Origin of the sequence: Nonomuraea sp. KM90 (assembly GCF_052246675.1) — a bacterium.
Lineage (GTDB): Bacteria > Actinomycetota > Actinomycetes > Streptosporangiales > Streptosporangiaceae > Nonomuraea.
Genome location: NZ_JBQQCB010000010.1, coordinates 40,859 through 64,061, shown reverse-complemented (window position 1 = coordinate 64,061; position 23,203 = coordinate 40,859). Strand labels below are relative to the sequence as shown.

General features: G+C 73.1%; 18 protein-coding genes. 8 read left to right on the top strand and 10 right to left on the bottom strand.

The annotated features are described in order from the left end of the window. The first annotated feature begins 4 nt into the window (after positions 1–4). A complete protein-coding gene (locus tag ACTWPW_RS13990; protein ID WP_443169018.1) occupies positions 5–1,444 on the top strand; it encodes a glycine hydroxymethyltransferase in 1,440 nt (479 codons plus the stop codon). Positions 1,445–2,074: 630 nt separating this feature from the next. On the opposite strand, the gene ACTWPW_RS13985 is transcribed toward ACTWPW_RS13990, so the two are convergent. Genes ACTWPW_RS13985 through ACTWPW_RS13970 form a run of 4 tightly spaced genes read right to left on the bottom strand, consistent with a single transcriptional unit; the run spans position 2,075 to position 8,914 of the window. Continuing rightward, positions 2,075–3,538 carry an ROK family protein gene (locus ACTWPW_RS13985; protein WP_443168965.1) on the bottom strand — a complete coding sequence of 488 codons (1,464 nt, stop codon included), beginning with the start codon at positions 3,536–3,538 and terminating at the stop codon, positions 2,075–2,077. Continuing rightward, positions 3,538–4,692 (bottom strand): DUF7158 domain-containing protein, encoded by a 1,155-nt coding sequence (locus ACTWPW_RS13980; protein WP_443168964.1) that lies wholly within the window; start codon positions 4,690–4,692, stop codon positions 3,538–3,540. Before ACTWPW_RS13980 ends, ACTWPW_RS13985 begins: the two co-directional genes overlap by 1 nt. Continuing rightward, positions 4,689–5,411: an NEW3 domain-containing protein gene (locus ACTWPW_RS13975; protein ID WP_443168963.1), complete on the bottom strand. Its 723-nt coding sequence runs from the start codon at positions 5,409–5,411 to the stop codon at positions 4,689–4,691. The genes ACTWPW_RS13980 and ACTWPW_RS13975 overlap by 4 nt, the downstream gene beginning before the upstream one ends. Beyond that, entirely contained in the window at positions 5,369–8,914 is a 3,546-nt protein-coding gene (locus ACTWPW_RS13970) for a glycoside hydrolase family 38 N-terminal domain-containing protein (protein ID WP_443168962.1), read from the bottom strand. Before ACTWPW_RS13970 ends, ACTWPW_RS13975 begins: the two co-directional genes overlap by 43 nt. A 231-nt stretch (positions 8,915–9,145) precedes the next feature. Between ACTWPW_RS13970 and ACTWPW_RS13965 the strand changes: the two genes are divergently transcribed. The 6 genes from ACTWPW_RS13965 (at position 9,146) to ACTWPW_RS13940 (ending at position 14,931) form a co-directional block, all read left to right on the top strand. Next, the gene (locus tag ACTWPW_RS13965) at positions 9,146–9,997 is read left to right on the top strand and encodes a bifunctional methylenetetrahydrofolate dehydrogenase/methenyltetrahydrofolate cyclohydrolase (protein ID WP_375116686.1); all 852 of its coding nucleotides are present in this window, start codon (positions 9,146–9,148) and stop codon (positions 9,995–9,997) included. Between the two features lie 111 nt (positions 9,998–10,108). Next, complete coding sequence (locus tag ACTWPW_RS13960) at positions 10,109–10,858, top strand: SDR family NAD(P)-dependent oxidoreductase (protein ID WP_443168961.1); 750 nt, start codon at positions 10,109–10,111, stop codon at positions 10,856–10,858. Positions 10,859–10,892: 34 nt separating this feature from the next. Next, positions 10,893–12,197, top strand: coding sequence for an MFS transporter (locus tag ACTWPW_RS13955; RefSeq protein WP_375116688.1), 1,305 nt, complete (start codon positions 10,893–10,895; stop codon positions 12,195–12,197). A gap of 16 nt (positions 12,198–12,213) precedes the next feature. Next, positions 12,214–13,338 (top strand): C45 family autoproteolytic acyltransferase/hydolase, encoded by a 1,125-nt coding sequence (locus ACTWPW_RS13950; protein ID WP_375116689.1) that lies wholly within the window; start codon positions 12,214–12,216, stop codon positions 13,336–13,338. Then, positions 13,331–14,158 carry a polysaccharide deacetylase family protein gene (locus ACTWPW_RS13945; protein ID WP_443168960.1) on the top strand — a complete coding sequence of 276 codons (828 nt, stop codon included), beginning with the start codon at positions 13,331–13,333 and terminating at the stop codon, positions 14,156–14,158. Before ACTWPW_RS13950 ends, ACTWPW_RS13945 begins: the two co-directional genes overlap by 8 nt. Next, complete coding sequence (locus tag ACTWPW_RS13940; RefSeq protein WP_443168959.1) at positions 14,122–14,931, top strand: SDR family NAD(P)-dependent oxidoreductase; 810 nt, start codon at positions 14,122–14,124, stop codon at positions 14,929–14,931. The genes ACTWPW_RS13945 and ACTWPW_RS13940 overlap by 37 nt, the downstream gene beginning before the upstream one ends. On the opposite strand, the gene ACTWPW_RS13935 is transcribed toward ACTWPW_RS13940, so the two are convergent. Genes ACTWPW_RS13935 through ACTWPW_RS13920 form a run of 4 tightly spaced genes read right to left on the bottom strand, consistent with a single transcriptional unit; the run spans position 14,867 to position 19,891 of the window. Further along, positions 14,867–16,615 carry an ABC transporter substrate-binding protein gene (locus tag ACTWPW_RS13935; RefSeq protein ID WP_443168958.1) on the bottom strand — a complete coding sequence of 583 codons (1,749 nt, stop codon included), beginning with the start codon at positions 16,613–16,615 and terminating at the stop codon, positions 14,867–14,869. The two genes, ACTWPW_RS13940 and ACTWPW_RS13935, sit on opposite strands and share 65 nt — an antisense overlap. A 44-nt stretch (positions 16,616–16,659) precedes the next feature. After that, positions 16,660–18,120 carry a benzaldehyde dehydrogenase gene (locus ACTWPW_RS13930; protein WP_375116693.1) on the bottom strand — a complete coding sequence of 487 codons (1,461 nt, stop codon included), beginning with the start codon at positions 18,118–18,120 and terminating at the stop codon, positions 16,660–16,662. 11 nt (positions 18,121–18,131) lie between these two features. Continuing rightward, on the bottom strand, positions 18,132–19,715 hold the full coding sequence (locus ACTWPW_RS13925) for a thiamine pyrophosphate-dependent enzyme (RefSeq protein ID WP_443168957.1): 1,584 nt from the start codon (positions 19,713–19,715) through the stop codon (positions 18,132–18,134). Then, complete coding sequence (locus tag ACTWPW_RS13920) at positions 19,712–19,891, bottom strand: hypothetical protein (RefSeq protein ID WP_443168956.1); 180 nt, start codon at positions 19,889–19,891, stop codon at positions 19,712–19,714. Before ACTWPW_RS13920 ends, ACTWPW_RS13925 begins: the two co-directional genes overlap by 4 nt. Positions 19,892–19,995: 104 nt before the next feature. Here ACTWPW_RS13920 and ACTWPW_RS13915 point away from each other — a divergent pair, with 104 nt between their 5' ends. Further along, positions 19,996–20,766 (top strand): IclR family transcriptional regulator domain-containing protein, encoded by a 771-nt coding sequence (locus tag ACTWPW_RS13915; RefSeq protein WP_375116696.1) that lies wholly within the window; start codon positions 19,996–19,998, stop codon positions 20,764–20,766. Between the two features lie 66 nt (positions 20,767–20,832). Here the strand turns inward: ACTWPW_RS13915 and ACTWPW_RS13910 are convergent, their stop codons facing one another. After that, a complete protein-coding gene (locus ACTWPW_RS13910; RefSeq protein ID WP_375116697.1) occupies positions 20,833–21,693 on the bottom strand; it encodes a MurR/RpiR family transcriptional regulator in 861 nt (286 codons plus the stop codon). Beyond that, complete coding sequence (locus tag ACTWPW_RS13905; protein WP_443168955.1) at positions 21,690–23,120, bottom strand: glycoside hydrolase family 3 N-terminal domain-containing protein; 1,431 nt, start codon at positions 23,118–23,120, stop codon at positions 21,690–21,692. The genes ACTWPW_RS13910 and ACTWPW_RS13905 overlap by 4 nt, the downstream gene beginning before the upstream one ends. Positions 23,121–23,203 lie beyond the last annotated feature (83 nt).

Below are 23,203 nucleotides of genomic sequence, written 5' to 3'. Positions count from 1 at the left end.
GCAGATGTACGACGCCACCGCGGTGACCGCGGCCTACCGCAGTGCCCTGGACGTGATCGCCGCCGTCGAGCCGCACGTCGCGGAGGCCATCCGTACGGAGCTGTCCGACCAGCGCACGTCGTTGAAGCTCATCGCCAGCGAGAACTACGCGTCCCCGGCGGTGCTGCTCACGATGGGCACCTGGATGTCCGACAAGTACGCCGAGGGCACCATCGGGCGCCGCTTCTACGCCGGCTGCCAGAACATCGACACCGTTGAGCAACTCGCGGCCGACCACGCCAAGGCCCTGTTCGGAGCCGACCACGCCTACGTCCAGCCGCACTCGGGCATCGACGCGAACCTGGTGGCGTTCTGGGGCGTACTGGCGCACCGCGTGGAGGCTCCGGCCCTGGCCAGCATCGGCGTGGGTCACGTCAACGACCTGACCGAGCAGGACTGGGAGAACCTGCGCAAGGCCCTCGGCGACCAGCGGGCCCTGGGCATGTCACTGGACGCGGGCGGGCATCTCACCCACGGCTTCCGGCCGAACATCTCCGGCAAGATGTTCCGGCAGCGCTCGTACGGCACCGACCCGGAAACCGGCCTGCTCGACTACGCCGCGCTGCGCGACCTGGCCCGCGAGTTCAAGCCCCTGATCCTGATCGCCGGATACTCGGCCTATCCGCGCCGCGTGGACTTCGCGGCCCTGCGGGAGATCGCCGACGAGGTCGGCGCCACCCTCCTGGTGGACATGGCCCACTTCGCCGGCCTGGTCGCGGGCAAGGTCTTCACCGGCGACCACGACCCGGTGCCGTACGCCCACATCACGACCACCACCACGCACAAGTCGCTGCGCGGTCCGCGCGGCGGCCTGGTGCTGTGCCGGCGGGAGTTCGCCGACGCGATCGACCGAGGCTGCCCGATGGTGCTGGGCGGCCCGCTGGGGAACGTGATGGCCGCCAAGGCCGTCGCCCTCGCCGAGGCCCGCCAGCCCGCCTTCGCCGCCTATGCCCGCGCGGTCGTGGACAACGCGTCCGCCCTGGCCGAAGGGCTGCTTCGACGGGGAGTCCGGCTGGTCACCGGCGGCACCGACAACCACCTGGTCCTGCTGGACGTGACCAGCTTCGGCCTGACCGGCCGGCAGGCCGAGTCGGCGCTGCTGGATTCCGGCATCGTCACCAACCGCAACGCGATCCCGCGCGACCCCCACGGCGCCTGGTACACCTCGGGCGTACGCGTCGGCACGCCCGCGCTCACCTCCCGCGGCTTCCGCGCCGACGAGTTCGACCGGATCACGGAACTGATCGTGGACGTCCTCTCCGCCACCACCCCCGCGTCCGCGCCCGACGGCCGCACCTCCAAGGCCGCCTACACGTTGCCCGCCGACACCGCCGCCAAGACCCGCGCCGCCGCAGCCGAACTCCTCACCTCCCACCCCCCCTACCCCTGCCTCGACCTCACCTGACCCCTCCACACCGGAACCCCCTCCTACGGCCTCAGGACACCCCGGCCCGCCGACTCCTTCCCAGGACGCACCCCGCCCGGGCCGCCGACTCCTTCCCAGGACGCACCCCGCCCGGGTCGTCCGGCGTCCGTGCGGGGAGGCCACCGCGCGAGGTTTGTCCAGGACCCCGGCGGGGGCGCTGTCGCCCAGCGGCGTCGGGCGTGCGTGCGGGGGAAGGCTGCCGTGCGAGGTCGGCTGGGGCTCCGGCGGGGGTGCCGTCGCCCAGCGGCGTCGGGCGTGCGTGCGGGGAAGGTCGCCGTGCGAGGTTGTTCGGGGCTCCGGCTGGGGTGCCGTCGCCCAGTGGCGTCGGGCGTGCGTGCGGAACCCCGAGTGCCTGCGCAACCTCATCCCGGATGCGCGGTCCAGGTGGTGCCGAGGCGGTGCTGCCGGGGCGGTGGTGCCAGGCAGTGGTGCCGCAGCCCGCCAGGGGCCGGGTCTGGTGGCCGGGTTCCCGGGCCCTTGGGCGAACGAGCCCCAGAGGCCAACGACCGTCTGGGGCTCGAACGCAGGACTCAGGCGGTTGAGCGGACAGCCTGCCAGGCCAGATTCGCCGCACCCGCCAGCCCGGCGCGTCCCACCAGGGTGCTCTCGTCAGGGCTTCACCTGGACCGCCCTGACGAAGGCGAGCCCGGCCACGTCGTCGAGCGCCCGCTCCAGCGGGTCGAACAAGACGGCGCCCGCCGCGGACACACCGCCCCCGATCACCACGGTCGTGACCTCGGCGACAGCGGCCGTGGACGCAACCATGGCGGCCAGCGCCCTGGCGCCGCGCTCGAACGCCGCCACCGCGACCGGATGCCCGGCGGCGGCATCACGCGCGAGCGCCCGCGCATCCGCCTTCACACCCGTACCGACGGCGTCCGCGTCGTCGTCAATACGACCGGCATCCGCCTTCACACCAGCACGGACGCCCGTACGGACTGCATCAGTTCGGTCGACGTTCCCCTTCTCACCGGTACGGCCAACGTCAGCCTGCTCTTGAGCAGGGATGCCACCACCGCCATGTCCGACGTCCGCCATCCCGTGAACGCGATTCACCGTCCCTGCCCGCGAACCCGCAACCGCGTCCCCACCACTTCCGGCGCCGTCGTGAACCCGGAGCCCAACCCCCTCCCTGGAAGGGACTGTGACCTCACTGATCGCACCAGCACCAGCACCAGCACCACCAGCATCTGGATCGCCGTCCCCGTCCCCGTCCCCGTCCCCGTCCCCGTCGCCGTCGCGAAGGACCGTCCCCGCTCCGGCAGGTCCGCTCGTCACACCGCTCGCCGCGTCGTCGGAGCGCGCAACGGTCGCCTGCCCCGCACCGTCGGCGAGCTGCCCGCCGGGTCCGGGTGCTCCGCCCGCCGGGTCGGTGACGCGTACGGCGGCATGCGACTCGGAGCCGGCGGTGAGGGTCGCTCGTCCGGAGCCCGCGCCAGCCGGTACCCCGGTGTGGTCGGCGGTGGTGTCCTGATCGGGGGGAGCGGTGGTGGGGGACCAGCCGTTCTCGAGAGCCCAGCGGACCATGTTCGGACCACTGGAGTAGTGCTCCACGCATCCACGGCCGCCGCACTCGCAACGTTCGCCGTAGGGGTCGATGCTCATGTGGCCGACATGTCCGGCGTTTCCGGTGGGGCCCAGGAGCGGGGCGCCGTCGATGACCAGGCCGCCGCCGATTCCGGTCGACACGACCACGCCGAGCAGCGACGTGCATCCGCGCCCTGCTCCCAGCCAGTGCTCGCCGAGTGCGAAGCACTGCGCGTCGCCCGCGAGCATGGTGGGGAGTCCGGTCAGCCTCCGCACCTCCTCCCGCAGCGGGAACCCCCGCCAGCTCGGCATGTTCACCGGGCTCACGGTTCCCGAGGCGAGGTCCAGCGGGCCGGCACAGCCGATGCCGACCGCTTGGGGCGGCGGGCCGCCGTCCGTGACCTCCGCGATCAGGGCAGCGAGGGCGGACATGACCTCTGTACGAGGCGTCGGCCGGGTAGCGGAACGCAGGATGGAACCCGCCTCGTCCACCAGTGCGGCGGCGAGCTTGGTTCCTCCGATGTCAATGGCAAGTACGCAGTTCATCAGTGTTTGTGGTGGTTGTCGGGCTGGCGGGGATCGCCAGGGTGCTCCAGGCCGGGGACGAGTCTTACCTTCTTGGCGCGCATGTCGTCGAGCCACCGCGCGAAGGCCTGCCGACGTGCTGCCGCGACGAGGTGGGGGTCGTGGGTTTCGTCGGCGTGTGGTGTGTGATCGGGCGCCTGCCGGCCGGCGCTCTCGGGTGGGGGCGTCCGTGGGTCGGTGGGTGGAGCCTGTTGGACGGTGGGCGTGGGCATTGGTGCGTACGTCCTGGGGTCGGGTGCGGGCTCCGGCTGGTACGCGCCGGGGGTGGGCGTCAGCCGGGAGGTCGTGGTGGTGGTCTGCCGGGGGTCCGGTTCGGGGGTCGCGACCGCCACGTGCCAGCCGAGGGCGTCCTCGACGGGGCCGACGAGCGTGTCGTACGGGTGGCTTCGGAGGGCTTCGGCGATCGTGCCGGGCAACGAGTCGAGCTCGACCGGGCCGAGCCGCTCCAGGTCCGCTTCGGTGGCCTCGCGTGCCCGTTCGGGGTCGGTGAACAGGCGGTGGCGTACGAGGTGGCGAGGGGTGCGCTCGGGGGACGGCGGCCGTCGCCACTCCGGAGGAACGGTCACCGCGGCGGTGACGTGCTGGAACACGGCTCGAACCCATGGGCTGCCGTTGTAGGCCGCGGCGTTGATCGAGCCGAGTTCCACAGCGGCCACCCGATCGAGCACCTCTGGATGGACATCGGTCTGGTCGAGGGCGCTGGGTTCGAGGGGGGCGTGGTCGCGGGTGGGGCGATCGAGGGGTGCGGGGTTCGGGAGGGTGCTGCTGAGGGCGGTCGGAGCGGGGCCGGGCCGGTCGGGGAGGGCTTTGCCGGCGGCAGTTCCGTGCGGTGAGGGTCGGTCTGGTCGGGGTCGGGGTGAGGTGGGTGGGTGTGGTCGGGCTGGGGTGGTTGGGTCGGGTTGGTGGGGGGACAGGCCGAGGGTGGTGGCGGTGGACTCGCAGAGGGCTTCGGTGAGGATGACCTGGGTCAGCCAGCGGGCGAGCTGGCGGTCCTCCGAGCTGCCCGGCACCGGGAGGGCCGAGCTGAGCGGGCCGTTGCGGAGGTCGGCGATGCGCCGGTCCAGGAGCTCGCGGGGGACCGGACGGTCGTCGATCCAGCCGATCGCGGTGGTCATCGGGCAACCTCCAGGCGCATCGCCGGGGAGTATTGGCAGCGGCCGAACCACATGACCTTGGCCAGGGCCCAGGCATGGTCGGTCGGCTGGTCCTGCGGCACCTCCACGGCGAAGGACACCTCGATCGTCTCGCCTGCCGGGACGGTGAAGCCCTGGATGACCCGCGGCAGCATGGCCCAGGTGCCCCACGGGGAGGCCAGCTGGGCCTCGCCACGGATCTCGTCCGACGTGGTGTTGGTGAGTCTCAGCGTGAGAGCCGTGCGGTCGCCGGGGTGGAGGGAGACGGTGTCCGCGACCGTGGCGACGGCCAGGCCGGTGGAGCGGGCCTCGGCCGACTTGGTGCCCCGGACGGCGGTGCCGGACTGCGGCGGTGGGCCGTCGGCGGGGAGCTCGGGGGCGTCGCCGATGGCCACGGTGGTGATGTCCTCGATGAGCTGGCCGGCTGCGAGGGTGCGAGCGGAGACGAAGTGCAGCCCGGGCCCGGACGGTGAGGGGGCGGGCGTCACCGTGACCGGGAAGCGGAGGTGGCCGCCCGGGGGGAGGCGGAAGGGGCGCTGGGCGGGGGTGGCGGTCCAGCCGTCCGGGACGAGGAGGTCCACCACGCCCTCGTGGGGTTCGTCCGTGAGGTGGGAGGAGAGCACGACCTCCGCCTCGAAGGGGCCCTCCTGGTGAGTGATCAGGCCTGGGGTGATGGCGATGGAGACCGGGAGGTAGCCCAAAGGGGCGGGGCCCTTGTTGTGGAGCCAGTAGCGGCTGTAGACGGGCTGGGCCGGCTCGGTGGTGGAGGCCAGCTCCGGCTGGGGAGGTGAGGGTGGGACGGCGGCGAGGTAGTGGCGATCTCGAAGCCGGTGAGGTCGAGGCCGGGGTTGGCCCCTTCGAGGGAGGCGGGTGCGGTTGGGGCTGCGGGCGGGGTGGTGCGGCGTTCCAGGAGGTCGGAGCGGGTCAGGGTGTGCAGGGTGAGGACGGGTGAGGTCAGCTCGGCTCTGGAGCCCAGCCCCGTGGATTCGACCAGGCGGATCGTCACCGCCGGGTCCTGCTGGGACGGGTGGTCGCCGGTGCGGCCGTGGGCGTGGGGGTTGCCGGTGGACTTCAGGGTGCCCAGGAGGACGTCTCGGGCCGGGGCGATCGTGAGGAGGGAGTGGACCTCGGGGAGGTTGCCCGGTTGCGGGGTTTCCACGAGGCGGGGGAGCAGCGGGGTGATGTGCTCCTGTGCCGTGGACGGCAGGCGCAGGGCGCGCCAGTCGCCTTCGCCGGCCACCAGGGAGTAGGAGAACTCGTGGGTCCAGTGCTGGAGCTGGAAGCCCGAGCCGTCAGGGGTCGTGCGGTGGGGCGGGTCCAGCCAGATGCCGGAGGGCCAGCCGGTGCACGAGCGCATGAGCGACAGGTGGAGCGCGCCGGACGGGTCGACCGCGAAGCCGGGAAGGCCGTAGGCGAGGAGGGCGACCGTGCGGTTTTCCAGGTGTTCGGCGCCCAGGGGGCAGACGGCCTCGATGGTGGCGTCGGACAGGTCGGCCACCAGGTCGGCGATGGGATCGGTGACGATCAGGGCCGGAAGGGCGCGCAGGTCGCGCAGGTCGGCGCTGGGCTGCCAGACCTCCGGCAGCGGGCGCTCGGCGGGGACCCAGACCCGGGTCGCGCCCGACTTCAGGGCCTCCAGGTAGGACACGTCGGCGCGGGCGAGGAGCTCGGCGGCCAGCGGATTGGTGTCGGGGCCGCCCAGCACGATGCGTACGTCGGGAAGGTTGGAGTCGACGTCGAGCCAGCCGTACCGGGTGCCGTGGGCGGCGGACGTCGTGGCGGTGACCCCGGCGCGGGCCAGCGCCACCACGAGGTCGCGGGCCTGCGGGGCGTCCTCCAGCGCGGGCACCACCACCTCGGCCACGCCCAGCGCCCGCGCGCCCGCCTCGCCGAGATCGACCTTCGCGGTGGCCGACAGGCCGAACCAGGTGTTGGCCGGGTTGTCCAGGGTCCACGGGTGCTCGGCCGTGTCCACGTCGGGCAGCGCGAAGCCGCGCCCCACGACGGCGCCCGAGACGTCGGACACCGGCAGCGCTCCCTCGACGCCGGCGGGGAACCGGACCCGCAGCAGGCGGTCGGCGCCGGTGTGGTCGAGGACGCGGGTGGTGAAGTCGATGCGGTCGGAGCCGGTCAGCAGCGTGACTGTCTGCTCGTAGGTGATCTCGCCGACCTGCCCGGTGACGGTCAGCCGCCGGCCGATCGGGCTCGTCTCCGTGGTCGTGGTCGCCGCGCGGGTCTCGGCCGAGCCCACGACGTGGCCGGTGGGGATGAGGTGCCAGGGGCCCTCGCCCATGTCGGGGTGTTGCGGGTATTCGTCGTAGAGGCGCAGCTCGTTGCCCGGGCCGGTGAGGAGCTCCCGGCCGGAGGCGCGGTCGAGGATCGAGGTCAGGGCGCCGCCGAGTGAGGGGTCGGCGGTGATCTGCCAGCGGTCGTTGTCGATCGTGGCGGGGGCCGGCTCTTCCGGGGCGGGGGAGCGGTGCCAGGTCTCGGGGGTGCCGGGGACGATCCGGTAGGTGCGCCAGCCCATGGACGGGACGTCGTGGGCGAGGAACGTGAGGGTGCCGCCCTCCGCGACGGCGGGGACCGGGCTGCCGGCCGGGTCGGCCAGGGTGTGGCCGGCCGGGAGCACGATCTTGGCCAGGCCGTCGCGGGCGAAGGGCAGGGTGTTGGTGACCACGACGCTTCGCCCGTCGAGCGCGATCCGGGTGGTCAGCGCCGCGAGGGCGTTGTCGCGGGCCTCCGTGGCCAGGTCGTAGGCCTCTCGCCAGCCGGTGAGCAGGTCGATGTAGACCTGGTCGGACTCCGAGCCGGTGATGGCGTCGTGGTGGGCGCCGTAGGCGAGCTGCCGCCACACCTTGTCGAGCGCCGTGTGCGGATAGCCGCCCAGGCCCAGCACGGACGCGAACGTCGACAGGCGTTCGGCGTCGAGGGCGGCCACCTCGGCGGCGCGCTGGGCCTGCTTGGTGTCGATGTAGGAGACGTCCTTGCCGGTGTAGACGGGGTTCATGTCGCGCGTCTGGGGGCTGAAGGACGACATGTCGGCGCGTACGGCATCGAGGAAGTCTCGTGGGGTGGCACAGACGAACCTGGGCCAGACGTAGCGGGAGGCCCACGTGCGGTGGATGTCGGTCACCCACTTGTTGGGCGGGGTGTAGTCGGTGCCGACCGGGAGCAGGATGTTCTTGGTCGCGGCCACGGGCTTGAGCGAGCGGTAGAGGTCGTGGACCGCCCGGCACGCCTCCTCCAGGGACGGCGAGGAGTCCGTCCACCATCCGGCCGAGTAGTGGGCGGGCATGTAGTGGGTCAGCACGCCCTGCCCCGACGGCGAGATCCACTCGAACTCGCTGGGGAACTGCATCAGCGCCGCGTCGTTCTTGGCCTTCTTGAAGTTCTTGCTGATCGGACCCCACTGGTGGAACGGCCCGCGCGCCCACGCGCTGCCGGTCAGCCCGGCCGCCGCGAGATAGCCCGGGAACTGCGGATCGTGGCCGAACACGTCGAGCTGCCACGCGGTGCGCGGGTCGCCGCCGAGGATGTCGCGCTGGTAGCCGATGCCGTAGACGAGGTTGCGGATCGTGGTCTCGGCGCCGGTCAGGTTGGTGTTGGGCTCGTTGTAGGTGCCGCCGACCAGCTCGACCCGGCCCTCGGCCATGAGGGCGCGCAGGTCGGCGCGGCGCTCGGGGTGGGTGTCGAAGAACGGCTTGAGATAGTCGACCTCGGCCAGCACGAAACGGTAGTCGGGATCGCGCAGGGCCAGCTCGATGTGCGCCTCGACCAGCGCGAACGCATTGCGCTCCCAGAGCGGCCTGGTCGTGGCGTCGGCGGAGAGCAGCTCCCACGGGCTGGTGTAGGCGGCCTGCGTGTTCCACCACACCGGGTCGTAGTGGAAGTGGGACACCATGAACATCGTCCAGCCCGGCTCCTCGACCGTGACGCCCACCTCCAGGGACCCCTCGTCGCCGGCCAGGGTGAGCAGGCACGGCACGGTGGTGCCCGGCGGCGCCGACACGGACAAGGGGACCTCGAGCACTCCGGCGGCCGGGGGAACGGTGACCGGGCCGGCCAGGCGCACGCCGTCGCCGCGCAGCTCCAGCGACGACTCGTGCTCTCCCTCGGCGACGGTGAAGCGCAGGACCTGGCGGGGCTCGTCACGCGAGCCCACGAAGAGGTCGGTCGACTCGGCGGACAACAGGCGGAAAGGCAAGGGGGACCTCCGTGCACTTGTTGCTGGCGCCCGTAACACTAAGCCCTTCCAAGATCAATGACAACGATGTCAACGACTGGCTGTGGATAACCCGGGTTGACTGCCTGTCGTCTGTGGATAACTTCGCGATCCTGGCCGAGGAAGAGTGCCGGGGATCGGCGGTCAAGGGGGACGGGAAGGGATCGGCGGGTGGTGGGCGGGCCTGCCGGGCAGGCATGGAAGGATTGCGGCATGAGCGCAGTGAAACTCGATGGCAAGGCGACCGCCGCCAAGATCAAGGCAGACCTCAAGAAGCGGGTGGCCGCGCTCAAGGAACGCGGGGTCGTGCCCGGCCTGGGCACCGTGCTCGTGGGCGACGACCCGGGCAGCCAGATCTACGTCGCCGGCAAGCACCGCGACTGCGCCGAGGTGGGCATCGCCTCCATCCGCGTCGACCTGCCGGCGACCGCCACCCAGACCGACGTCGAGGCGGCCATCGACGAGCTCAACGCCTCCCCGGCGTGCACCGGCTACATCGTGCAGCTCCCGCTGCCCAAGCACCTCGACACGATGGCCCTGCTCGAGCGCATCGACCCGGCCAAGGACGCCGACGGCCTGCACCCGGTCAACCTCGGGCGGCTCGTCCACATGGTCGACGCCCCCCTTCCGTGCACGCCGCACGGCATCGTGCTGCTCCTCCAGGAATACGGCGTGCCGATCAAGGGCGCCGAGGTGGCCGTGGTGGGTCGCGGCATCACGGTGGGCCGCTCGCTGGGCCTCCTGCTGACCCGCCGCAGCGAGAACGCCACCGTCACCCTCTGCCACACCGGCACCCACGACCTGGCCGCCCACGTGCGCCGCGCCGACATCGTGGTGGCGGCGGCCGGCGTGCCCGAGCTCATCACCCGCGACATGGTCAAGCCGGGCGCGGCGGTGCTCGACGTGGGGGTCTCCCGCGTCGAGGGCAAGATCGCGGGGGACGTGGCGCTGGACGTGGAGGAAGTCGCCGGATACCTCACCCCCAACCCGGGTGGCGTCGGGCCCATGACCCGCGCCCTGCTCCTGTCCAACGTCGTGGAGGCCGCCGAACACCGCCTCCGGTAAGGCGCGCCTCCGTCATTTGACGGAGGTGGCGGCCGGCCCGCCGTTCCAGGATGGTCCTCAAGGGCTCTACCAGCGCTTACGCCGGTAGGGCAGGCCCGAGAGGAGATGTCCATGGAGCTGGACGGGCTGGTCGCCGTCGTCACCGGCGGTGCCTCCGGTCTCGGCGCCGCCATCGTCGGCCGCCTGGCCTCCCGCGGCGCGCATGTCGTCTACGGCGACCTGCGCGACCGCGACGCCGAATCCGCCGGGTTCCCCCAGGACCGTACGCTCCACCACCCGCTGGACGTCCGTGACCGGCATTCCTGGCAGGACCTGGCGGCCCGGGTCCGCACCACGTACGGCCGCCTCGACATCCTCGTCAACAACGCCGGCGTGAGCGCCCGCGAGAACCTGCTCGACACCACGGACGACGACTGGGACCGCGTCCTGCGCACCAACCTGTGGGCCCCCTGGACGGGCATCCGCACGTTCGTCGAGGACCTCACCCGCAGCCCGCACGCCTCCGTCGTCAACATCGGCTCCATCTACGGCCACATCCCGCCCCCGCCGCCGCCCTCACCCCCGTCTTCGGTCGCCTACCAGGTCAGCAAGGCCGGCTTGCACATGCTGACCAGGACCGCGGCGGTGGAGCTCGCCCCCAGAGGCATCCGGGTCAACAGCGTGCTGCCGGGTGTATTCGTCACCCCGCTGCTCCAGGAGCTGTCCGGCGAGCAACTGCGCCCGCGGATAGAGCGCGCCCCCATGGGCAGGCCCGGCGACCCCGCCGACGTGGCCGCGGCCGTCGCCTACCTGGCCTCCCCCGAAGCGTCGTTCGTGACCGGCGTGCTGCTGCCGGTCGACGGCGGATACACCGCGTCGTGAATGCCCCGAAACCCCCCATGAGTGAGAGGTCGCGATGAGCGGCGACAGCGCCACAGCATCCACCGTCAGCACCCCCCGAAGCTCCAACCTGCGCGCCGTCGTGGCGGGCAGCTTCGGCAACGTCATGGAGAACTACGACAACCTCGTGTACGCCTACACGGCGGCCACGCTGGGCAAACTGTTCTTCCCGGAGTCGGACGGCATCGTCGGCACCCTGTACACCTTCGCCGTGTTCGCCGTCGGCTTCCTCATGCGCCCGCTCGGCGCGATCACGTTCGGCCACGTCGGCGACAAGTTCGGCCGCCGGATCGCGCTGGTCGTCAGCGTGCTGCTGATGGGCGCGGCCACGACCCTGATCGGCCTGCTGCCCACGTACGAGAGCATCGGCGTGCTGGCCCCGCTGCTGCTGGTGATCCTGCGGATGGTGCAGGGCTTCTCGGTGGCCGGCGAGTGGGCGGGCTCGGCGGCGTTCCTGGTCGAGTACGCCCCGGAGCGCAGGCGCGGTTTCTTCGGCAGCTTCAACCAGGTGTCGACGGCGGCCGGGTTCCTGCTGGCGTCGGGCGTCGTGGCGCTCAACAACACGATCTTCACCGAGCAGCAGGTCACCGACTGGGCCTGGCGGGTGCCGTTCCTGCTGTCGGCGCTGACGGCGGTGGCGGCGCTCTGGCTCAGGTACGGCCTGGCCGAGACCCCGGCGTTCACCGAGGAGCGGGCCAAGGGCACGACCGCGAAGAGCCCGCTGCGCGAGGGCCTGCGCACCCAGTTCCCCGGCATCGCCCGCGGCTTCGGGTTCACGATGTTGTGGACGGTCGCGTACTTCTTCTTCCTCACCTACCTGCCCACCTGGCTCACCGACGTGGCGGGCGTGGACGCGGGCGTGGCGCGCGCCTCGAACCTCGTCGGCCTCGTGACGCTGACCGTGTGCATCGCGGCGTTCGGCGCGCTGTCGGACCGGATCGGGCGCAAGCCGCTGCTGCTGTCCGCCGCCGTGGGCTTCCTGGTGCTGAGCTGGCCCGTCATGGCGCTGATCCAGAACGGCGGGGTGGCGGGGGTGTTCCTGGGGCAGATCGTGATCGGGGTGATCCTGGCGATGTTCTCGGGTCCGGGGCCGGCCGCGCTGTCCGAGCTGTTCCCCACCAAGCTGCGCTATTCGACGATGTCCATCGGGTACAACTTCGCGGTCATGGCCTTCGGCGGCACGGCCCCGTTCGTCGCCACGGGCCTGGTGCAGCTCACCGGCTCGGGCATGGCGACGGCCCTGCTGCCGATCGTGTCCGCGGCGGTGACGCTCCTGGTGCTGCTCGGCATGAAGGAGAGCGCGCACCGGAGCCTGGGCTAGAGAGGAGCGGACCGACATGCTGATCGCGGTCGAGGGCACGTACGAGGAGATGGGCGCCGAGCTGGGCCGCCGCACGAGCGAGCTGGTCGCACGCAGCGTGGAGACGTACCTGCGCCGCTTCCGGGACCAGGCCGGGCTGACCGGCGCGGACGTGCGCCGCTGGGGCGCGACCTACCTCGACGTGGCCAGGGGCTACGACGCGAGCATCGCCGCCATGCTCGAAGGGCTCGCGGCGGGCGCCGGACAGCCGGTCGAGCACATCACCGCGCTGAACGCCCGCACCGAGATGTTGTACGGCACCGGCTACCGCGACGAGGGCTGCACCTCGGTCGCCGTGCTGCCCAGGCACACCAGGACGCGCCACACGCTGCTGGCCCAGAACTGGGACTGGCATCCCGAGCAGGGCCCGGTCACGTTCCTGCTGGCGACCAGGGACACCGAGGGCTTCGCGGTGCTCACGCTGGCCGAGGCGGGCATGCTGGCCAAGTCGGGGCTCAACTCGGCGGGCCTGGGCGTGTGCGCGAACCTCCTGGTCTCCGACCGCGACACCGGCGGCCCCGGCGTGCCGTACCACTACCTGCTGCGCGGCGTCCTGCAGTCCAGGACGATGAGCCAGGCACACCGCAAGGCGCTGGACGTGCCGCGGATCTCCTCCGGCAACCTGCTCATCGCGGACGCCGGGGGCGAGGCGATCGACCTGGAGGTGGCGCCCGACGTGTTCGGGACGCTGCTGCCGCGGGACGGGCTGATCACCCACTCCAACCACTTCCAGTGCCCGCTGCCGCTGGTGGACCGGAAGGCCGCCACCTCGGCGCTGACGCTCCTGCGGCCCACCCGGGCCAGGCACCTGCTGGAGGACGCCGCCGAGGCCCGGGATCTGGAGCTGGCCGACATCGTCGCCGCCCTGCGCGACCACTACTCCTACCCCGACAGCATCTGCCGCCACGTCGATCCGGACGTGGCGAAGGGCGAGGAGGTCGCGTCCGTCTACTCCGTGCTGATGGACCTCGACGTACGCGAGCTGTACATCGCCGCGCACCCGCCGTGCGAGCGGCCGTACGAGCGGTGGCGCCTGGACGACCTGTTCGAGCCCGGCGCGGTGCCGGAGATCCGCTTCCCGACCGAGGAGGAACATGCCTGACCGCTCGACGATCTGCCTCACGTTCGACTTCGACGCGATCTCGCTCTGGCTGGCCCGAGGGATGACCTCGCCCGGACCGGTCTCGCGGGGCGAGTTCGGGGCGCACGCGGTGCCGCGGATCCTCAAGATGTTGCGCGAGCGCGGCATCACCGCCACGTTCTTCATCCCCGGGCACACCGTGGACACCTATCCCGCCGAGTGCGCCGCCATCGCGGAGGCCGGCCACGAGATCGCCCTGCACGGCTACGTCCACGAGGCGGTCTCCAAGCTGGACCGGGACGGCGAGATGGCGGCGGCCACGAGGGCCCGTGACTCGATCATCAAGGTCACCGGCTACGAGCCCGCCGGCAACCGCACCCCGAGCTGGGACTTCACCACCTCCACCGTGGACGTGCTGCTGGAGCTCGGCTGCGAGTACGACTCCAGCCTCATGGCCACCGACTACACCCCCTACTACGCCAGGCGCGGCGACGTGGCCGACCCCGACGGGCCGTACCGGTTCGGCGAGCCCACCCCGCTCGTCGAGCTGCCGGTGTCGTGGTCGCTGGACGACTATCCGCAGTTCGAGTACCTGCGGCTGGACAACGCCGTGCTGCCGGGCCTGCGCGACCCGGCGAGCGTGTTCCGCAACTTCCTCGACGACGTGGACTACATGGTGCGGGACGTGCCCGGCGGGGTGTGCGTGCTGACGTTCCATCCGCAGGTCATCGGGCGCGGGCATCGCCTGATGGGGCTCGAACGGTTCCTCGACGCCTGCCTGGACCGGCCGCTGGACTTCCGTACGTGCCTGGACACCGCCCGGGCCTTCCGGGCGGCGTGATGCGGGCCCTGGTCATGGGCGCGTGCGGCGGGATCGGCTCGGCCGCGTGTGCCGCGCTGGCGCGGGCGGGTCACGAGGTCGTGGCGGTGGACTCGCCGCGGTCGGACGTCGCCGAGCGGTACGCCCGGCCCGTGCCGGCCGACCTCGCCGAGCCCGGCGCGGCGCGGGCCGCCGTGCTGCGCGCGTGGCAGGAGCACGGGCCGGTGGACGCCCTGCTGCACGTGGCCGGCCTGTTCCCGGCGCGGCGCGCGCTGGAGACGACGGAGGAGCTGTTCGACGCGGTGATGGCGGTCAACACGCGCTCGGCGCTGATGGCCGCCACGGCGCTGGCCGACCTGTGCGTACGGCACGCGCGCCCGGCCACCGTCGTGTTCACCAGCACGGGAGGAGCCCTGCGCCCGCGCCCCGGCACCACCGTCTACGCGGCATCGAAGGCGGCCCTGGAGGCGGTGACCAGGGGCCTGGCTCTGGAGCTCGGCCCCCTAGGCGTGCGGGTCAACGCGGTCGCGCCGGGCTTCGTGGACGTCGGGTCGGCGCTGAACCCGGTGCCGGACGACTACGTCGAGGCCCTGCGCGAGGCCGCTCCGGCCGGCCGCGTCGGCACCCCGGAGGACATCGTGCCCAGCCTGCTCTGGCTGTGCTCGCCGGACTCGGCCTGGGTGAACGGGCACGTGCTCGCGGCGGACGGCGGCGCCGGGCTCGGCTCGCCTACCATGCCCTCGTGGCTGGCAGCGGCCGGAACCGGTGCCGCGCCAGCTCCACGGGGGAGATGACCCGGCTCTTCCCGTCCTGGACCTGATGGACGAGGTGGGCGTGGGCCAGGGAGGCGTCGAACGTGTCGTCGGGGTAGGCCAGGGCCCGCTGGCCCCGGCCGCCGAAGTAGTACGGCCCCGCGGCTCCCCGGTGCACGCCCTCCCGCAGCGACCGCACCACCGCCCCGAAGTCCCAGGGCCGCCCCACGGCCGACCAGGCCCCGGCCAGCATGTGGATCATGTCGTAGTGGATCGCCGCGCTCCCGCTGCCCGGCTCGTCCCCGTGGGCCCGCCGGTACCGCTCCATGAACCTGGCGCTCACCGGGTCCCCGTACGTGCCGATCACGGTGGACCACAGCAGGCCCTCCGCCAGCCCCTCCATCCGCTCCTCGAAGCCCGGGATCGTGGGCGTCCACACCGTGTGGACGAGCGAGCGGACGCCGCTCTTGCGCAGCTCCCGCAGGAAGAGCCGGAGCTCGTCCTCGACGTACGTGCACACCAGCACCGCGGCCGGATCCCCGGCCTGCACGGCCGCGACCACCGCCGGCCACGGCACGCCCGTGTCCGGGACCGGCACCATGGCCGCCAGCTCCCAGCCACGCGCGGCGGCCAGCTCGGCGAGCCCGTTCGCCTGCACGGGGTCGTAGCCGTCCTCGCGCATCACGGCCACCACCCGCCGGTTGCCGGGCCGCCACTGCCCGGACTCCGCGAGCAGGTCCAACGTCCTGATAAATCCGGACAAGTAGGCGGTCTCGGTCGCGCACACCTGGAACGTCTGCCCAAGCACGCCCGGATTGTCGTGCACGTGCTCGGCAAGCGAAGGAGTCACCATGGAGTGCAGCAGCGGCGCCCGGTACTCGGCCGCGAGCGTGATGGCGCCGAGGTGGTGGCGCGGGCTGACGTTGCCCAGGGTGATGGCGTCCACGTCGTGCGAGCGCAGGTAGTCGACGGCACGCAGCAGATCGCCGTCGGTGTCGCCGGACACCTCGATCGCCAGGTGGTCGATCCGGCGCCCGGCGACGCCGCCCCGGGCGTTCAGCTCGTCCACGGCGATCGCCGCGCCCCGCCGCATGGCCAGCGCGTCGAAACGGCGGGGGCCGTCGAGCGGATAGATCGCCCCCAGCCGGATCGGCCGCCGCGCCTGCTCGCGGGGAGCCCCGGCCCGCCGGACCTGCCCACCGGATGCCTCCCGGGTCACCCGCCCGACGGCGGTGATCTCCATCCCCTCGGGCTCCGCGAACGGCGCCAGCAGCGCCTCCTCCGCCATGGCCAGCGCGGCGGCCGCCGCCCGGGTGGGCGCGCCCAGCTTGGCCAGCACGTTCTCGACGTGCGTGGCCACGGTACGGGTCCCGCACCCCACCCGCGCGGCCGTCTCCGGGTTCGTCATGCCGACGGCCACGCACGTCAGCACCTCGTGCTCCCGCTGGGTCAGCCCCCAGGGCGCGGCACACCGCCGCGCCTCCAGCCCGGTCACGGGCCCGCGCTCGGTGCCGTGGCTCTCGACGGTCACCCGGTAGAGCCGGCGATCGGCACCCCGCCAGTAGTAACGCAGCGTCCCCGGCCCCTCGTCGGCCGCCCGCTTCGCGTGTCCGACGAGGGAACGGTTGCGCGCGAAGAACGCGCCGGCGCCGGTGAGCACGCGCTGCCCGGCCTCCACCGTGAGCCTGGCTCGAAACTCAGGCTCGGCTTCGAGACGTTTCCCCATTTCGCGACGATACCGGGCACATACCGGACACCGCCATGCTGGCTCTAGAACGGGTACCTGGCGATGTCCCCCTGCATGGTGACCCACTGCGTCTCGGTGAAGGCGTCGATGTTGGCGCCCGCCCCGCCGAACCGGGACCCCGTCCCCGAGGCCCCCACCCCGCCGAACGGCGCCACCGCCTCGTCGTCCACCGTCTGGTCGTTGATGTGCACGATACCCGTCGGCACCAGGTCCGCCAGGGCCAGGCCCTTCATCACGTCCCGGGTGAGGATGCCCAGCGACAGGCCGTACTCCGAGTCCCCCGCCAGCGCCGCCGCCTCCTCCAACGAGGAGAACGTCGTCACCGGCGCCACCGGCCCGAACACCTCCTCCGCGTACGCCGGAGCGCCGACCGGCACCTCCGCCAGCACCGTGGGCCGGTAGAACAGCCCCTCGTACGTCCCGCCGGCGGCCAGCCGCGCCCCCGCCGTCACGCTCTCCGTGACCAGCCGGTGCACGCGGTCGCGCTGCCGGGCGTCGATGAGCGGGCCGAGCGCGACCTGCCCCGTGGCCGGGTCGCCGACCGGCAGGTCCGCGGCCTTGGCGGCCAGGCGCTCCACGTACTCGGCGGCCACGGCCTCGTGCACCAGGTGCCGGCCGGAGGTCATGCAGATCTGGCCCTGGTGGAAGAACGACGCCCACGCGCCCGCCGACACCGCCGGGTCGAGGTCGGCGTCGTCGAAGACCACGAGCGCGGAGTTGCCGCCCAGCTCCAGGTGCACGCGCTTGAGCGAGCGGGCCGCCGCCTCCCCGACCCGGCGGCCGGCGGCCGTGGAGCCGGTGAAGGAGATCACCGGGATGTTCGGGTCGGACACCAGAGCCTGACCGGCCTCGGGGCCGCCGGGCAGCACGTGCAGGAGGCCGTCGGGCAGGCCGGCCTCCTCGAAGACGCGGGCGATGGCGTAGCCGCCGCAGACGGCGGTGCGCTGGTCCGGCTTGAACACCACCGCGTTGCCCAGCGCCAGGGCCGGGGCGACCGACCTGATGCCGAGGATGAGGGGGAAGTTGAAGGGCGCGATCACGCCCACGACCCCGGCCGGCACCCGCCGGGCGAAGCTGAGCCGCTTGCGGGAGGTCGGCAGCACCTCGCCGAGCGGCTGCGAGGCCAGCGCCGCCGCCTCGTAGCACTCCTGCGCCGCCACGTGCGTCTCGAACGCCGCCTTGCCCGGCACGCCGCCGGACTCGCGCACGACCCAGTCCTGGATCTCCAGCGCGTGCTCCTCGAACAGCCGCCCGGCCCGCCGCAGCAGGGCGGCCCGTTCCTCGTACGGCGTGGCGGCCCAGGCCCGCTGCTCCTTCCTGGCGCGTACGGCCGCCGCCGCCACGTCCTCGGCGCCGGCCGTACCGGCGCGGCCGAGCTCGTCGCCGGTCGCGGGCTCGACGACGGCCACGTCGCCGGCCCGCGAGGCCGTCCAGGCACCGTCGAAGATCAGTCCCGTCCAGATCTTGGGGTCAAGGAACGTCATGGTGCGCCTCCTCAGGGCTGGAAATCCGGATCCACGCCCACGGCCACGTCGAGCAGCAACGGGCTGTCGCGGGTGGGGAGCGTGGGCATGACGTCGTCGAGAGCCGTGGTCAGCTCCTCGTACGAGTCCACGCGTACGGCGGGACACCCGAGCGACCTGGCCAGGCCGCCCATGTCCACCTCGGTGAACGGCGGCCACGGCCCCTTGCCGCCCTGCTGGTCGGCCAGCCGGTCCATGACCGCGTAGCGGCCGTTGGCGAGCACGACGAACAGCGCGCCCACCCGGTAGTGCGCCGCGCTCCACAGGGCGTGCAGGCCGTAGAGCGCGGACCCGTCGCCCACGACCGCGACCACGGGCCGGTCGGGGAGCGCCATCCGCAGGCCCACGGCCGCCGGGACGGCGAACCCGAGCCCGCCCATGGCCGCCGAGACGAAACCCAGCGGGTTCCTGGCGGGCACCAGCCGGTGCAGGTCGGGGCGCGACGAGGGCGTCTCCTCGATCAGCGCGGCGTCGCGGGGCAACCGCCTGGCCAGCTCGCGCAGCACATGTGCGGGCCGCAGCGGCTCCGTCGCAAGTTCCTCCGCCTCCGCCCGGGCCCTCGTGCCGCCCCGCCCCGATAACGGCAGCAGGGCGGCCAGGCGATCGCAGACGGCCCCGGGCGAGGCGAGCAGGGCGAGGTCGGCGGGGCTGCGATGGGCCACCGCGGGATCGTCCGTCACCAGCGCGACCACCGTGCCCGGCCGCACCAGCGGACCCGGCACGTACGGATACTGCCGGAACACCGGCGCCCCCACCGCCAGCACCACGTCGTGGGGCCCCAGCCGCTCCCGTAACCGCGCCCGGTCGGCCGGCAGCACCCCGAAGTACTGCGGATGGTCCTGCGGGAACCCGGCCCGCCCGCCGAACGACTCCTGGTACACCGGGCACCCCAGCCGCTCGGCCAGCGCCACCAGCGCGTCCCACCCGTCGCCCACGCCCGCGCCCGCCACGATCGCCGGCGTACGCGCCCCCGCCAGCAGCTCCACCAGCGGCGCGAGGTCGGCGTCGGCCACGGCGGACGGCCGCAGCAGCCGCCGCGGGGCCGCCAGGACCTCCCCGTCGAAGGGCGCCACCCAGTCGTCCATCGGCACCACGACCAGCGCCGGCCCCCGGAACGTGCCCGCCTCGTGGAAGGCCCGGGACACCGCGCCCGGCACGTCCTGGGCCCGCACCGGCTGGTCCACGCGCACCGGATAGTCCCCGGCCAGCCCGCCCAGCCGCCCGGTCAGGAACGGCTCCAGCGCCAGATGCCGCCGGTCCTGCTGCCCGACGAGGATCACCAGCGGCACCCGGTTCTCCCGGGCGGTGGCGATGGCCCCGACGGCGTTGCCCAGCCCGGCCGTGGTGTGCAGGACGGCCAGCGCCGGGGCATCGCGCCCGATCGCCCACCCGGTGGCCATCCCCACCACCGACCCCTCGTGCAGGGCCAGCACGAAACGCAGGTCGTCCGGCAGCCCGGTCAGCAGCGAGACCTCGGTCGAGCCGGGATTGCAGAAGAGAGTCGTGAGCCCGTGACGCCGCAGCACCTCGAAGACCGCGTCCCTGACACTCGTCACAGCGCCCCCCTCGGCCGCCGGAGCCGCCGGTGGGCGCGCTCGTGGGGCTCCACCAACCGGGGCAGCGAGCGCGTCGTGAGCTGGTCGATCCGCAGGTCCTCCAGGTCGGCTCGGGGCTGCGCGCCGCCGCGGGCGGTCACGAGCGGGGCGGCGAGGATCAAGGGGGCGCGACGCACGGCTGGCTCCCATTTCTGTTCGCGATGCGCACATGTATTCTCTGACCGAACAACCCCGTATCGCGGAAGCTACGCTCTTGTCGGCTCCTGTCAAGGGGGATCACATGGTCGATCATGTGCAGTCGCTCGCCCGCGGGCTCGCGGTGATCCGGGCGTTCAGCGCCGCGGAGCCCGAGCTGACGCTCAGCCAGGTGGCCCGCGCGACCGGGCTCAGCAGGGCCGCCGCCAGGCGCTTCTTGATCACGCTGACCGACCTCGGATACGTGCGCAGCGACGGGCGGCTGTTCGCGCTCACGCCGCGGGTGCTGGAGCTGGGCTACGCCTACCTGTCCAGCCTGTCGCTGCCCGAGGTGGCCGACCCGCACCTCGAACGGCTGGCCGCCGAGGTCCGCGAGTCGGCCTCGGTCGCGGTGCTCGACGGGGAGGACGTCGTCTACGTGGCGCGGGTGGCCACGGCCCGGATCATGCGGGTGACGATCAACATCGGGACCCGGTTCCCGGCGTACTGCACGTCGATGGGGCGGGTGCTGCTGGCGGGGCTGACGCCCGAGGCGCTGGAGGCCTACCTGGGGCGGGCGGAGCTGCGCCGGCTCACCTCACGGACGATCGTCCTGCCCGCGGCGCTGCGCTCGGAGCTGGACGAGGTCCGGGGGCGGGGGTGGGCGATGGTGGACCAGGAGCTGGAGGAGGGGCTGCGCTCGATCGCGGCGCCCATCCGCGACCGTACGGGGCGGACGGTGGCGGCGGTCAACGTCTCCACGCACGCCACCCGTACGAGCCTGCAGGCGGCCGTCCGCGACCTGCTCCCCCCGCTCCTCGCCACAGCCGCCAAGATCGAGGCCGACCTGGCCGCCCTCTCCGTCACCCGCACCTGAGCGCCTCCGCCACGCCCACCGGGCCGCCGCCGGAAGGCGCCCTTCCGTGCCTTCGGGGTCGGCGGCTCAGCGGTTGCGGTACCGGTCCGTGGCCTCCCGGGTGGCCCGGATGGCCGCGTCCGCCGTGTCGTACCGCCGCTGCGCCAGCCCCACGAAGATGCAGTCCACGATCAGCAACTGGCTGATCCGGCTGGCCAGCGCCCCCGGCCGGAACGCGGTCTCCCGCCCCGCCGACACCAGCGTGTGATCCGCCAGCTCGGCCAGCGACGACCGCGGGTTGTTGGTGATGGCCACCACCAACGCGCCCGCCTCGGCCGCCGTACGGGCGGGCACCAGCACGTCGGGCGTCTCCCCGCTGCAGCTGATCGCCACCACCACGTCGCCTCGCCGCAGCAGCGCGGCACTGGTCAGCGCCAGGTGGGCGTCGCTGAACGGATGGCTGGACAGCCCGATCCGCAGCAGCTTCTGCGACATGTCCGCCGCCACCAGCCCCGAGGCCGCCACCCCGTACACGTCCACCCGCCGGGCGTCCGAGATCGCCGCCACGACCTCGCCGAGCCGGTCCGGGTCGAGCTGGGCGGCGGTGTCGGCGAGCGCCTCGGACTCGGCCCGCGCCACCTTGGCGATCACGTCCGTCAGCGGGTCGTCGGGCGCCAGGTCCCCGGGCACCAGCCGCTCCGGCTCCTTGGCCACGGCCGCGGCCAGCGCGAAGCGCATCTGCGAGTACCCGGCGAAGCCCAGGGCCCGCGCCGTGCGGACGATCGTCGCCTCGCTCGTCCCGGACACCGCGCTGAACTCGGTGATCGTGCTCCGCACGACCAGCCCGGGGTCGTCGAGGATGAGGCGGGCGATGGACTGGGCCGCCGGCGTCAGGGAGGGCAGCACGGCGCGTACGGTCGCGACGGGGTTCGCCGGCTCCGCGGTCACTGGAGCAGCCATTCCGCCGCGGCCACCGCGGACACCCGGGAGACGCCGTGGGTGGCGACATGGGTCACGCCCTCGGGCGGGGCCGGGATGCCGGTGTCGACCACGATCACGTCGGGCCGGATCGCCAGGGCCCTGGCCACGGTGTCGCGTACCCAGGCGTGCCGGGCGGCGTCGTGCACCACCAGCACGACCGGCCGGTCGTCGAAGGCGGGCAGCTCGCCCTCCGGCTCCATCTGCACCCGCGCGGTGTCCGGCAGCAGGGAGGCGAGCGCGGCCGTGATGCCGGTCGGCGTGGCGGGGTCCACGGCCTGGTTGAAGCGGGTGTTGACCTCGACGACCAGCGGCCCGCGGTCGAGCGCGGCGGTGCCGGCCGTGGTCAGCGCCGCCCTGGCGGCCCGCAGGCCGACGCCCTCGTCGACGTCGTGGCGGGCCTTCTCGCGCAGCGCCGACCGGTCGGCGTACCAGGTGGACAGGGCTCGTACCCGCGCGGCCGCCTCCGCCAGGCGTTCCTCGGGGAGTCTGCCGTCGCGCACCGCCGCCACGATCGTGTCGCGGATCTCGCGCAGGCCGTCCTCGGTGGTCAGCCCGACGCAGATGGCGTCCACGCCGGCGCCGAGCGCGCGCACCGCGATCTCGCCGGGGGAGTACATGGCGGCCACCGCCCGCATCTCGATCGCGTCCGTGACGAGCATCCCGTCGAAGCCGAGCTCGTCCCTCAGGAGCTCCGTCATGGCGGCCCGGCTGAGCGTGGCCGGCGCGGACGGATCGAGGGCGGGGATGAGCAGGTGGCCGGACATGATCGAGCGCACCCCGGCGCCGATCGCGGCGCGGAACGGCGGGAGGTCGCGCTCGTGCAGCAGCTCGCGGGAGGCGTGCACGGTGGGCAGCGCCAGGTGCGAGTCGGTGACGGTGTCGCCGTGGCCGGGGAAGTGCTTGGCGCAGGCGGCCACGCCCGCGCCCTGCACGCCGTTGACGTACGCGACGGTGTGGCGGGAGACCAGCTCCGGCGTGGGGCCGAACGAGCGGACGCCGATCACGGGGTTGGCCGGGTTCGCGTTCACGTCGGCGGAGGGGGCGTAGTCGAGGGTGATGTCGAGATCTGCGAGCATCCTGCCGATCTGGCGGCCCACCTGCTCGGTGAGCTTCACGTCGTCCACCACGCCCAGCGCCCGGTTGCCGGGGAAGGAGCTGCCGGTCCTGACCTCCAACCGGGTGACAGCGCCGCCCTCCTCGTCGATCGCCACGACGACACCGGGATTCTCGGCGCGCACCTCCCGGACGAGCCGCTCGCCGATGGCGTTGCGGGCGAACAGCACCACGCCGCCCAGACCCTCGCCCAGCGCGCGGCGCAGCCAGTCGGGGGCGGAGGTTCCCTCGAACCCCGGATGCAGCACCGTCATCGCCAGTCTGTACAGGTCACCGCTCATCGGCATTTTCCTTCACAGTTGTTGATCTGAAGGTAATTTTCTGTCATCGTCGCCTTCGATACAACCACTTCCGAGAGGCCACC